This window comes from Kitasatospora sp. NPDC004272, assembly GCF_053603035.1.
Genome location: NZ_JBSGET010000023.1, coordinates 23,340 through 35,605 on the forward strand (window position 1 = coordinate 23,340; position 12,266 = coordinate 35,605).

At 74.8% G+C, this 12,266-nt stretch carries 7 protein-coding genes; 3 read left to right on the forward strand and 4 right to left on the reverse strand.

The features are described 5' to 3' along the window. Window positions 1-78: 78 nt before the first annotated feature. Window positions 79-4,419, reverse strand: coding sequence for a discoidin domain-containing protein (locus ACWEO5_RS10260; protein WP_452161970.1), 4,341 nt, complete (start codon window positions 4,417-4,419; stop codon window positions 79-81). Between the two features lie 925 nt (window positions 4,420-5,344). On the opposite strand from ACWEO5_RS10260, the gene ACWEO5_RS10265 reads away from it, so the two are divergent. Then, complete coding sequence (locus tag ACWEO5_RS10265) at window positions 5,345-6,319, forward strand: serine hydrolase (RefSeq protein ID WP_452161972.1); 975 nt, start codon at window positions 5,345-5,347, stop codon at window positions 6,317-6,319. Between the two features lie 16 nt (window positions 6,320-6,335). On the opposite strand, the gene ACWEO5_RS10270 is transcribed toward ACWEO5_RS10265, so the two are convergent. Both ACWEO5_RS10270 and ACWEO5_RS10275 read right to left on the reverse strand, forming a co-directional pair. Continuing rightward, window positions 6,336-6,896, reverse strand: coding sequence for a DUF1990 family protein (locus ACWEO5_RS10270; protein WP_452161974.1), 561 nt, complete (start codon window positions 6,894-6,896; stop codon window positions 6,336-6,338). 138 nt (window positions 6,897-7,034) lie between these two features. Then, window positions 7,035-7,247 carry an EF-hand domain-containing protein gene (locus ACWEO5_RS10275; protein WP_452161976.1) on the reverse strand — a complete coding sequence of 71 codons (213 nt, stop codon included), beginning with the start codon at window positions 7,245-7,247 and terminating at the stop codon, window positions 7,035-7,037. A 333-nt stretch (window positions 7,248-7,580) separates the two neighbouring features. Between ACWEO5_RS10275 and ACWEO5_RS10280 the strand changes: the two genes are divergently transcribed. Beyond that, window positions 7,581-8,141, forward strand: coding sequence for an EF-hand domain-containing protein (locus ACWEO5_RS10280; protein ID WP_452161978.1), 561 nt, complete (start codon window positions 7,581-7,583; stop codon window positions 8,139-8,141). A 9-nt stretch (window positions 8,142-8,150) separates the two neighbouring features. Here ACWEO5_RS10280 and ACWEO5_RS10285 read toward each other — a convergent pair whose 3' ends face one another. Beyond that, window positions 8,151-8,834, reverse strand: a complete 684-nt coding sequence (locus ACWEO5_RS10285; protein ID WP_452161980.1) for a peptidylprolyl isomerase — start codon at window positions 8,832-8,834, stop codon at window positions 8,151-8,153. Between the two features lie 301 nt (window positions 8,835-9,135). Here ACWEO5_RS10285 and ACWEO5_RS10290 point away from each other — a divergent pair, with 301 nt between their 5' ends. Next, a complete protein-coding gene (locus ACWEO5_RS10290; RefSeq protein ID WP_452161982.1) occupies window positions 9,136-12,261 on the forward strand; it encodes an FtsX-like permease family protein in 3,126 nt (1,041 codons plus the stop codon). Window positions 12,262-12,266 lie beyond the last annotated feature (5 nt).

Genomic DNA, 12,266 nt, shown 5'->3' on the forward strand with positions numbered 1-12,266 from the left:
AGTACGTTCCCGGGCACGGACCGGGGCGCGGCCGGGCGGAGGAGTGCTCCGCCCGGCCCGGGCCCGGTGTGGTGGCGGCTACCCGTTGGTGAGGGTGAAGGTGGTGCCGGGCTGGCGGACGATGTCGCCGGTGGCGGAGTTGCCGACCTGCACGTTAGTGAGGACGGCGCTGCCGCGGGCGCCGGACATCGCCAGGATGCCCGCGCCGTTGTTCGACTTGTCGATCCGCACGTTGCTGATCCTGACGTCGGGGATCGTCCCGCCGCCGGTCTTGAACTGGATGCCGTCGTAGGTGCTGTCGTGGATCTCGGTGTCGCGGATGACGACGCCGGGGATGTCGAGGTTGGCGGCGAACAGGGTGAGCGCGCCGAACTGCTGGGCCTCGTTCCAGAACGCGCCGCCGCTGCGGTGGATCTCGTTGTTGGCGATCAGGGTCTGTCCGGAGAAGGGCAGCGGGTCGTGGTCGGTGGCGAGCATGATGCCGGGGTAGTTGGCGGTGTCGTAGACCAGGTTGTTCTCGATCCGGTTGCCGTAGCCGCCGTAGACCGCGATGCCGGTGGCGCGCCACGGGAGCCGGACGGTGTTGTTGACGAAGGCGTTGTCGTGGCCGACGTCGACCGAGGTGTTCTTGACGTACTTGTTGGCCCAGACGGCCATCGAGTCGTCACCGGTGGTGCGGAAGGTGGAGTTGAACACCGTGGAGTTGCGGGTGCCGTCGGCGAAGTTGATGCCGTCGGCGTAGGTGTCGCGGATCCGCATGCCGCTGAACTGGAGTCCGTCGGCGGGGTTCCACAGGTCGGGGATGTTGTCGTAGTCGCGGCCGACCCAGACGGCGACGTTGGCGTGCTCGATCCAGACGTTCTCGATCTTCGTGTTCTTGCCGAACCGGCCGTTCAGGCCGACGCCGCCCTCGGAGCCGTCGGAGGCGCCGCGGATCCGGCCGGAGCCGAAGATCGCGAGGTCGGAGATCTTGGTGTTGTCGTCGATGTCGAAGCCGAAGTTGCCCTCGTGCGGGTGGTTGATGCCGCCGACGACGTTCTGCGGTTCGGTGAGCGTGTAGAACTGCGAGTACCACATGCCCGCGCCGCGGATGGTGACGTCGCGGATGCCGACCTGGTTGTAGGTGCCGCGGTGCAGCGGGTCGACGGTGAGGATCTTCTGCTCCTGGCGCCACTGGCCCGACGGGATCCACACGCAGGAGATGCTGCCGTTCTGGTTGGCCGTCACGGCGGCCTGGATCGCGGCGGTGTCGTCCTTGCCGTCGTCCGCGACGGCGCCGTAGTCGGTGATCGATGTGCACTCGGCCGGCTTGGCCTTGGGCGGGGCGACCTGCTCCAGGTCGATCAGGTCGATGGTGTAGGAGGAGGCGGTGTCGCCGCCGTCGCGCTGCAGGCGCAGCTTGGTGCCGGCGGGGTAGCTCTTGGGCAGCAGGGCGTGGGTCTCGTCGAAGAGCCGGCGGGCGTCGGCCTGCGGGGTCTGGGTGAGGCCCTCGGGCTGGTCGGTGTTGCCGTACAGCCAGCTGTACTTGGAGGTGAGGTTCAGCTTCTGCACGAACACGTTGTCGGCGTAGAGGCTGAGGGTGGCGTCGGTGCCGCCGCCGCCGGGGGCGTCGGGGATGGAGTTGCGCACCACGATGGAGTTGGTGGGGACGGTGGAGGTGATCTCGACGTACTGGCCGGTGGCGGTGAGTCTGACGGACTTCCGGTTGGAGGACTCGGAGGCGTAGTTGGTGTGGCCGAAGGTGCGGGTGGCGTCGGCCTGGAGCAGTTCGCCCTGGTAGTTGCCGTCCTCGGCCTCGTAGGAGGTGAAGGGGGCGGCGGCGCCGCGGCCGACCACGAGGGAGCGGCTGTAGGTGTTGTTGCCCTCGTTGGTCTCCTTGGCCGTGTTGGTGGCGTCAGCGGTGGCGGTGACGGTGGCGCCGCCGGCGACGGCGGTCCAGGTGCCGGTGACGGGCAGGTTGAGGGTCTGTCCGGCGGCGAGGGCGGGGGTGGCGGTGTCGAGGGTGGCGGTGCCGACGGTGAGCCGGGTGACCGTGGCGGGGGCCGGGTCGATGCCGCGGTTGTGGAGCTTGACGGTGAAGGAGGTGACCGCGCCGGCGGCGGGGCTGGTGGGGTTGGGGGTGGCGTCGAGGACTTCGAGGTCGGGGCCGGGGGCCTGGCGGACGGTGATCGGGGTGCCCGCGGTGAGCAGGTTGTTGTCCTCGTTGCGTTCGCGGACGGTGTTCTTGGGGTCGACCCGGGCGGCGGGCAGGTAGCTGCCCTGCGGGCGGGTGCCGATCTCCTTGCTGACGGTGGCGGACTCGCCGGCGGCCAGTGCGGGGACGGCGGCGCTGTCGGCGAGCGCGCCGCCGAGCAGCAGGTCGACGCTGCTGGCGGGGGCGGGCAGGTTGCCGGTGTTCTTGACGGTGGCGCGCAGGGTGATCGCGGTGGCCTCGTCGGGGTCGGCCGGGGACCAGGCCACGTCGGTGACGGTGAGGTCGGGGTTGGGCGCGGGGGTGCCGATGGCCTGGAGTTCGGCGACCTGTCCGGCGGGGGCGCCGGTGTTGGAGGCGAACTTCAGTTGGAGGTCGGCGACCCGGCCGGTGACCGGGACGGTGACGCTGTTGCCGCCACCGACGGGGTCGAAGCGGTAGTCGGCGGCGGCCTTGAGGCTGGTGTAGTCGGTGGCTCCGGCGGCCCGGCCGAGCAGTTGGATGTTCTGGGTGCGGGCGGCCCACGCCTGGTCGGGGTTGAGCTTGACGACGACGCTCTGCAGGTCGGCGTCGGTGCCCAGGTGGACGGTCAGGGTGTTGGGAACGCCCGCGCTGCCCTCCCAGTAGGTGGCCAGGCTGCCGTCGTTGGCGTTGGCCGGGGCGAAGGTCCACGCCTGCCCGGACGCCTCGATCGGCTTGCCCGCGGCGAGGTTGCTGCCGCCGGTGCCGCCGCCGGTGCCGGTGCGGGTGACGGGGGCGCTGGGGTCGGACCGGTTGCCCGCGGCGTCCTTGGCCCGCACGGTGTACGTGACGGTGGCGGTGGCGGGCTGGGTGTCCGTCCAGGTGCGGACGGTGGCGGCGGTGGACGCCTTCAACTGGCCGTCGGCGTAGACGTCGTAACCGGTGACGGCGGTGTTGTCGGTGGCCGCGTCCCAGGTCAGCTTGATCTGTCCGGCGGCGGGCTCGGTGTAGGCGAGGTTGCCGGGTGCGCTGGGCTTGACGGTGTCGCCGGGGTCCTCGCCGGTGCGGGTGACGGGGGCGCTGGGGTTGGACCGGTTGCCCGCGGCGTCCTTGGCCCGCACGGTGTAGGTGACGGTGGCGGTGGCCGGGCGGGTGTCCGTCCAGGTCAGTGTGGTGCCGTCCACCGAGGCCGCCAACTGGCCGTCGGCGTAGACCTCGTAGCCGGTGACGGCGGTGTTGTCGGTGGCCGCGCTCCAGGTCAGCTTGATCTTGCCGGGTTCGGGCTGGGTGTACGCCAGGTTGGTCGGCGCGCTGGGGGCCTGGGTGTCGCCGGAGGTGGGGCCGTACGCCTCGAACTCGGCCAACTGGGCTGCGGGCCAGGCGGAGTTGGCGGTGAACACCAGCCGCAGGTAGCGGGTGGTGCCGGCGGGCAGCGAGACGGTGACCTGGTTCCCGGCGGCCGGGTCGAAGCTGTAGGGGGCGGGGGCGAGCAGGTCGGTGAAGGTGCTGCCGTCGGTGGAGCCCTGCACCTTGAAGGTCTCGGTGCGCTGTTCCCAGCCGGGCGGGAGCTTCAGCACCAGCCGGTCGACCTTGGCGGCGGAGCCCAGGTCGCCCTGGATCCACTGCGGGAAGGCGTTGTTGGCGCTCTCCCAGTAGCTGGTGGGGTTGCCGTCGCCGGCGTTGCCCGCCGCGTAGTTCTGCGAGCTGCTGCCGGCGGTGAGGGTGCGTCCGGCGAGCAGGTTGGCGGCGGCGGCGCTGGTGCCGTGGACCTCGAACTCGGAGATCTGGGCGGCCTGCCAGCCGCTGTTGGCGGAGACCTGGACGCGCACCCAGCGGGCGGTGGCGGCGGGGAAGTCGATCCGGACGGTGTTGCCGCTCGCCGGGTCGAAGGCGTACCCGGTCGAGGCGGCCAGCGGGACGAAGGTGCTGCCGTCGGTGGAGCCGAGGACGGTGAGCGTCTCGCTGCGGGCGCCCCAGCCGGCGGGCAGTTTCAGCACCACCTGGTCGACCTGGGCGGCGGCGCCGAGGTCGACCTGGACCCACTGCGGGAGGGCGGCGCTGCCGCTCTCCCAGTAGCTGGCCTGGTTGCCGTCGTTCACGTTCGCGGCCGTGTACTGGCCGTTGGTGCTGCTCGCGGTGACGACCTTGCCGGCCGCGAGGTCGGGGCCGCCCGCGGCGCGGGCCGGGAGCACCGGGCCGGCCAGCAGGAGCATGCCCGCCAGGGCTGACGTGGCCGTCAGGCGTGGCAGGGGGAGCTTGGATCTCATGGCGTCCTCTGTCTCGGAATGAGTGGGGCGAGAAGAGTCGAAAAACCAACAGACATCTGTTCGTTTTTTGCGTGAGGGCACTCAAGAGTTACAGAGGGGTGATGAGGGTGTCAACGGACCGCAAAGAAGGTGCGCATGCGGAACGCCCGGGGCCGCCCGCCCCGGTGGGTACGGGCGGCCCCGGGCGCCGGCCTGCGGATCGAGCCCGCGCCCGGGCCGTCGCGGCAGGTCAGGCCGGGAAGCCCCCGGCGTCAGGCTGGGAATCCTCCGGCCGCTGGCGCGGCCGTGGCCCGCGCGAGGTCGGCCACGGCGCCACGGCGGCGAAGCACGGCGGACGGCGCCGCGGCGCGGCTCCCCGCCAGGGCGATGGCGTCCCGGACGGTGCCCGCCCGGACCGCGAAGACCTGCACGCCGCCCAGGGGAGCCGACCCGGCGGGGACGGCCGGCCGAGTGGGAACGGTCACCAGCCAGACCGGGAGCGGCACGGATCCGGACACCGCCCCGCCCGGCCGCACGGCGGACGACGGGAACGGCCGGAGCCGGGAGGCGGGGGCGGAAGCGAGGGCCATGGGGAATCCGTTCGGCTACGACTGAGCGACCTGCCCTCCCACGGTAGGCAGAGTGGAGCAACAAGTACAGCGATCACTGCAAGATTTCTACTGCCCGCCTGTCCCGACCCGGGCCTGGTCGTAGCGGATCCGAGCAGTTCAGCAGGGGCGAGCCGGGCCGATTACCGCCATGGCGGCGGTCACTATCACCGGGAAGGCCCCTCCGCCGAGCGCCCGGATCACAGTGTCGGCACGGGTTCTTGCGTCAGTTCGCAAGAATCCTGTCAAGTTCTTGCGGAGGCGTCTGCCGTGGCTTCTCAGTACCCGCTCAGCCGGGACTCATCGCGGGCCAAGACGGGCGGCGGAGCATCGTCCGCATGACAGCACCACCCGAATCACGGACCTCCTCCCGCAGGCAGGAGCGTCACACCAGGCGGACCCGGCGGATCAGGCGGGCGGCGGTCGTGGCGGTGGTGCTCTCGGCGCTGGGCTCGTGGCTGGTGGTCTCCCGTTCGACGACCGGCGCCCCGGCGGGCGCGGTGGCCTCCGCGGCGGTCACGGCGGGCGGCGGGGCCGCGGACGGCGCGACGGCGGAAGGCACCCCGGGCGGTGCGACGGACAGCGCTACGGAGGGCGCCGCCGCGACGGACGCGGACACCGCGCTCGCCGCGGCGGTCGGCGCCCTCGACGGGCACTTCGCCGTCACGGTGGCCGATCCCGACGCGGGGACGTCCGCGGCCTGGGGCGACGACTCCTTCGTCACCGCCTCGATCGTCAAGGTCGACATCCTGGCCGCGCTGCTGCTGCGGAACGACGGCGTGCTGACCGGCGACCAGAAGGCCGCGGCCGCGCTGATGATCGAGCGGAGCGACAACGCCGCGGCCACCACGCTGTTCGAGGCGGTGGGCGGCGCGCCGGGGCTGGACGCGGCCAACGCGGTCTTCGGGCTGACCGGGACCACCGCCGGGACGGACGGCTTCTGGGGTCTGACCGAGACCACCGCGGCCGACCAGGAGCAGTTGCTGCGGGTGGTGTTCACCGAGGACTCGCCGCTGGGCTCCGCCTCCCGCGCCTACCTGGCGAAGCTGATGGGCCTGGTCGCGGACGACCAGGACTGGGGCGTCTCCGCGGCGGACCAGGGCGGTGCGGTGAAGCTGAAGAACGGCTGGCTGTCCCGGGACAGCACCGGGCTGTGGGTGGTCAACAGCATCGGCCTGGTCGAGTACGGCGGCCGGAGCCTGCTGGTGTCGGTGCTGAGCGACGGTTCGGCGAGCGAGGAGGCGGGCATCGCGCTGGTCGAGTCCGTGGCCTCGGCGGCGGTGTCGTCCTTCGCGGACGCCGCCCGGGAGTAGGGCGGGGTCGTCCCGCTCAGGGCGCCGCGGCCGCGCGGGCGACCACCCGCAGGTAGCGTTCGATCGCCAGGTGCTGGAGGAGGAGCGCGACGGGGCGGCCGAGCCGGGCGTACCAGGCGGCGAGCCGGGAGAAGGCGACGACCTCGAACCACACCTCGCCGTCCGCGTCCATGCTCACCGTGAAGGACTCCTCGCCGCACTCGGGGTGCCCGGGCAGGGTGCCGTAGGCGAAGCCGATCCGGTCGGGGGTCTCGACGGCCCAGACCACCCGGCAGGGGATGACCAGCCGGGGCAGGCGCAGCCCGGGCAGGCCGATCCGGAGCAGGACGGTGGTCCCGGGGGCGGTGCGGGCCGCTGCCGGGTGGACGGCGAAGCCCGAGCCGAGCTGCGCGCCCCAGCCGAGGACGTACCCGCCCGCGCGCTCCAGGACGGCCCGGCCGTGGCCGAGGTGGACGCGTCGGCGCAGCCAGGAGTAGCCGGGCGGCAGGGCGGCGGCCGCGGTGGCGCCGACCTCGGGGTAGCTGGGCGCGGCGGCGCTGGCGGCGAGGTGGCGTTGGCGCGGGTCCTTCGGGGGCATCCGCCAGTTGTACGACGGTCGGGGGCCGGCGGCCAAGCCCGGCGGCCGGGGCCGGGGCGTTGCGCCTGGTCGGGGCGGTGGGGTGTGGCGCGCCTCACCGCCCCCCTCCGGCCGGAGGGGGGCGGGACGGGGCCGGGGTCAGCTCTGGACGGAGGCCCAGAACTCCTCGAAGGAGAGCTTGCCGTCGCCGTTGGCGTCCTTGGCGTTGATGATCGCCTGGGCGACCGTCTCGGTGACGTGGTAGTCGCCGAGCTGGGCCATGACCGTCTTGTACTCGCGCGCGGTGACCCGCCCGTCGCCGTCGACGTCCAGGCGTGCGAATGCCGTCCGTGCCGCTTCGATGTCCGCCACCGGACCCACCCCTCTTCTTGCTGTAGCACCGGTACTTGACGCCGTGTGTGCGGCGCGCGGGCCACAATAGCCGCAGTTCCGGACGCGCCGACAGGCCGGTCCCGGTCGGGCGGGGTCCGGCGCCGTCGGCGCGGTCGCGGGAGCACCGGCATACGGGGGGCACCGACGTGCGGGCGGCACCGACGTGCGGGCGGCACCGGCGTGCGGGCGGCTCCGCGCTCCCCCGGCGCGCGGTGGTCCGTGCGGCGTGCGACCGCGCGCTGCCGTAGCGCGGGCCGCAGTGGAAAGGATCACCCCCGCAGGTCGCGAGCGGTTCCAGGGAAGGGCACGGCCATGGCGAGCGAGTTCCAGCGGTACAAGTTGACCGGCATGTTCCACGCGTTCGACGCGGACGGGAACGGCTACCTCGATCAGGAGGACTTCCGGGCGCTGGCGGACCGCTGGGGGCGGCTGCCCCGGGTGGCGGCGGATCCGGAGCTGGCGGCCCGGGTGGAGCGGGTGATGCTCGGCTGGTGGGACGCGCTGTACGAGGCGGCGGACACCAACGGCGACGGGCTGGTGGACATGGACGAGATCCTGGCCATGGTGGACCGGCTGCCGGAGATGCGGGAGGCGGTGACCACGACGGCGGACACCATCTTCGAGGCGATCGACGAGAACGGCGACGGCCGGATCTCCCGGGAGGAGCACCGCCGCCTGGTGGAGGTGTGGAACGGGCGGCCGACCGACACCACCGGCGTGTTCGAGCTGGTCGACCTGGACGGCGACGGCTTCCTCTCCCGGGCGGAGTTCACCGAGCTGTGGGCGCAGTTCTGGATCAGCGCGGATCCGGCGGACCCGGGCAACCACCTGTGCGGGGCGCTGGCCCCGGCGGCGGGCGCCGCCGGGGCGTGACGCGCCCGCTCAGCGCTTGGAGATCCGGACGTCGCGGATGTCGACGGGCAGCGTCGGGAAGCCGTCGCCGGGGCCGTTCTGGTCGTCCTCGCCGCCGGCGGCGATCTTCTGCAGCACGTCGAGTCCGGCGGTGACCCGGCCGAAGGGGGTGTAGGCCGGGGAGAGCTTGGTGTCCTTCCAGACGATGAAGAACTGGCTGCCGTTGGTGTCCGGCCCGGCGTTGGCCATCGCGACGGTGCCGGCGGGGTAGGTGGCGCCGGTCAGGTTCTCGTCGGGGAAGGAGTAGCCGGGGCCGCCGCTGCCGGTGCCGGTCGGGTCGCCGCACTGCAGGACGTAGAGCCGCTGGGTGGTGAGGCGGTGGCAGTGGGTGCGGTCGAAGTAGTCGCGTTCGGCGAGGAAGCGGAACGAGTAGGTGGTGCAGGGGGCCTGGTCGGTGAGCGCCCGGAAGGTGATCGCGCCCTGGCTGGTGCGGAGGGTGGCGCTGTAGGGCCTGGCGGCCCGCTCGGCGTCGAAGACCGGGATGCCCTTGAAGTTGTCGGCGGGCACGGCCGCGGTGTAGGTGCACCCGGCGGCCGTGCTCCCGGTCGCGCCTCCGGCCGTGGGGGCCGCGGACGCCGGGCCGGCGGTGGTGGACAGGGCGAGCGACACCATGGCCAGGACGGTCGGTCCGGCAGCCCAGGTCGTGCGCTTCATTCGACGGCCTCCGCGAGTGGTGGGGGTTCGAGCAGTGGACGGAATTGGCAGGGACCTGCCCGTGCTGCCCGTCCCTCGAACCTCCCCGTACCCTCGCCCCGCCCTTCCCGCCGACCCGCCGGAGCCCGCCGGACCCTCGCCGCTCCCCCGTCCCCGCACGTCAGGCGCCCGCCCCGCAGGTCTCCCCTCGGCAACGGTTCGCCCAAGATCCTTCTCGACCGTCCGTTCGATGTGACACCATCGTCCGCTATCCGGTGCACGCGGCACCGGAGGGCATCGGGGGAACGGGAGAAGGACAGCGATGACCGGCTTCGTCGTGCGCCGGCTGCGCGGGCGGCTGCCGCTGGCCGCGGCCGCGCTGCTGACCGTGCTGATCACCACCTCGGTGCTGACCGCGCTGGTGGCCTTCGACCGCGGAGCGGCGGAGGCCGGACTGCGGCGCGCGCTGCAGGGCGCGGGCGCGGCCCGGGCGACCGTGCTGGTGGGCGGCGACCGCCCGGCGGCCGACCGCTCCCGGGACGACGCGGCGGTCGCCGACTACGCCCGCGGGCTGTTCGGCCCGCTGCCGGTCGACGTGGAGAGCGTGGCCCGCAGCCGCTCCTACGGCCTGCCGGGGGCCGCCGACCGGCCCGACCTGACGGTGCTGGCCGCCCTCGACCGCGACCGCGCCTCGCTGCTCTCCGGCAGCTGGCCAATCGGCGGCACGCCCCTCGTCCAGGCCGCCGTCCCGCAGAACGCGCTGGCGGGCCTGGGCCTGGACGCGGCGGCGCTGCCCGCCCGGCTGGAACTGACCGACCGCTTCACCGGCGCGCCGCTGGCGGTGGAGGTGACCGGCGTCTACCGGGCCGCCGACCCGTCCGATCCGTACTGGCGCACCGACCCGGCGGCGGGGCGCGGCGTGCAGGTGCTGGCGTACACCACGTACGGGCCGCTGCTGGTGGACGACGCGGTGTTCACCTCGGGCGCGGTGGCGCAGGCGAGCCGCAGCTGGCTGCTGCGGGCGGACTTCGCGGGGCTCACCCCGGGCGCGGCGGCGGCGCTGCGCGAGCGGGTCGCCCCGGCGGGGGCGGCGCTGGAGCGGGACGCGGCGCTGACCGCGGGCACCGAACTGGACGTGCTGCTGGGCGAGTTGGAGTCGGGTGCGCAGGTGGCGCGTTCGACGCTGCTGGTGGGCGCGCTGCAGTTGGCGGTGCTGGCGGGCGCGGCGCTGCTGCTGGTGGTGCACCTGCTGGCGGACCGGCAGGAGGCGGAGAACCGGCTGCTGCTCTCGCGCGGCGCCTCGCGCGGGCGGGTGGGCGCGTTCGCGGCGGGCGAGGCGGTGCTGCTGGCGGTGCCGGCGGCGCTGCTCGCGCCGCTGCTGACGCCGTGGCTGGTGCGGCTGCTGGCGGCGACCGGTCCGCTGGCGGACGCGGGGCCGGACGGCGCGCTGCCGTGGCTGGTGTGGCCGGTGGCGGTGGCCTGCGCGCTGGGGTGCGTGCTGCTGACGGCGCTGCCGCCACTGGCCCGTTCGGCGGGTGCGGCGGTGCTGCGCCGGGCCGGGCGGCGGCAGGCCCGGGTGTCCTCGGTGCTGCGTTCGGGCGCGGACGTGGCGCTGCTGGCGCTGGCGGTGGTGGCGTACCGGCAGCTGGCGCGGTACTCGGGGGTCTCGCACGGGGTGGATCCGCTGCTGGTGGTGGCGCCGACGCTGGCGCTGTGCGCGGGCACGGTGCTGGTGCTGCGGCTGCTGCCGCCGGTGTCGCGGCTGGGCGAGCGGTGGGCGGCGCGGACGACGGGGCTGGGGTCGGCGCTGGCGGGCTGGCAGTTGGCGCGCCGTCCGGGCCGGGCGGCGGGGCCGGTGCTGCTGCTGGTGCTGGCGGTGTCGGTGGGGATGCTGGCGATCGGCCAGCGGGCGTCCTGGTCCGGGTCGCAGCACGACCGGGCGGCGTTCGCGACGGCGGGCGGTCTGCGGATCACCGCCTCCTCGCTCCCGGCGGCCGGGCAGGGCGGCGTTTACGCGGCGCTGCCGGGCGGGGAGCGGATCGTGCCGGTGGCCCGGCGGGAGGTGCCGCTGCCGCGGGGCGCGGCGGCGACGGTGCTGCTGCTGGACGCGGGGCGGGCCGCCGCGCACCTGCCGGTGCGGGCCGACCTGTTCGGCGGGCGGGACGCGCGGCAGGTGTTCGGCCCGCTGGCCTCCACCGCGCGGGGCGGCGTGCCGCTGCCGGAGCGGGTGGAGCTGGACGTCACGGCGCAGGGGTCGCCCGCGCTGTCGCTGCTGGTGCGCGACCGCTTCGGACTGACCTACCCGGTGGCGGTGCCGGCGCTGACCGGCGGCGCGCAGCACGTGGGCGTGGACCTGGCGGCGGACGGTCCGAACGGGCGCCTGGCGGGCCCGCTGACCCTGGTCGGTCTGGCGCTGGAGGTGCCGGGGTCGGCCGGGCGGCTGAGCGTGGACCGCCTCTCGGCGGCGGCCGCGCCCACCGCCGACTGGTCGCTGGGCGGCTCGGGTGCCGCGGGTGCCGCAGGCCGTCCCGGGGCTTCCGGCGGTTCCGGCGGTTCCGGCGCGACGGTCACCACCGGCGCCGGCCGGCTGCCCTCGGTGTCCTGGCCGGCGGCCTCCGGCGGGGCCCGGCACCTCGTGCTGGCCCCCGCCGACCTGCCCGCCGCGCCGGAGCTGTCCGCGGTGGCCACCGAGTCGTACCTGGCGGCGGTGGGCGCGAAGGTCGGCCAGCAGGTCCCGGTGCCGTTCGGCACGGTGACCCTGCGGGCGCGGGTGACGGCGGCGGTGGCGGCGCTGCCCGCGACCGAGGGGCCGGGCGTCGCCCTGGACCTGGCGGCCGTCGACCGCGACCTGGACGCGCGCGGGGAGCCCGCCGCGGCCCCGTCCGAGTGGTGGCTGCCCGCCGCCGGGCCGGGGGACGACGCCCCGCGCCGGGCCGCCGCCGAGTTGCGCGCCGCGCCGTTCGCGCAGCACGCGCTGGAGCAGGACGCGCTGGCGGCGGAGCTGCGCGGCGATCCGCTGGGCGCGGCCCCGCAGTCGGCGCTGGCCGCGCTGGCGGTGGCGGCGGTGGTGCTGGCGGCGATCGGCTGCGCGGCGTCGGCGGCGGGTGCGGCGGCGGAGCGGGCCCGGGAGTTCGCGGTGCTGGCGGCGCTGGGCGCGCCGCGGCGGCGGCTGCTGCGGACGGTGGCGGCGGAGCAGGGCGTGCTGGCGGTGCTGGGCGTGGGCACCGGTCTGCTACTGGGCACCGCGCTGGTGCACCTGGTGGTGCCGCTGGTGGTGCTGACTCCGGCGGCGGCCCGGCCGCTGCCGGCGGTGCTGGTGCGGCTGCCGCTGGGGCAGGTGGCGGCGTTGGGGGTGGTGACGGCGGCGGCGCTGCTGCTGCCGGCCCTGCTGGTGGGGCGGCGCGGGCGCGACCTGGGTGCCCGGCTGCGCGGCGTGGAGGAGCCGTGAGCGTG

What these genes read in the sequence shown, in the direction of transcription:
- ACWEO5_RS10260 (WP_452161970.1), bottom strand. Translation starts at nt 4,419, where the DNA reads ATGAGATCCAAGCTCCCCCTGCCACGCCTGACGGCCACGTCAGCCCTG.
- ACWEO5_RS10265 (WP_452161972.1), top strand. Translation starts at nt 5,345, where the DNA reads ATGACAGCACCACCCGAATCACGGACCTCCTCCCGCAGGCAGGAGCGT.
- ACWEO5_RS10270 (WP_452161974.1), bottom strand. Translation starts at nt 6,896, where the DNA reads ATGCCCCCGAAGGACCCGCGCCAACGCCACCTCGCCGCCAGCGCCGCC.
- ACWEO5_RS10280 (WP_452161978.1), top strand. Translation starts at nt 7,581, where the DNA reads ATGGCGAGCGAGTTCCAGCGGTACAAGTTGACCGGCATGTTCCACGCG.
- ACWEO5_RS10285 (WP_452161980.1), bottom strand. Translation starts at nt 8,834, where the DNA reads ATGAAGCGCACGACCTGGGCTGCCGGACCGACCGTCCTGGCCATGGTG.
- ACWEO5_RS10290 (WP_452161982.1), top strand. Translation starts at nt 9,136, where the DNA reads ATGACCGGCTTCGTCGTGCGCCGGCTGCGCGGGCGGCTGCCGCTGGCC.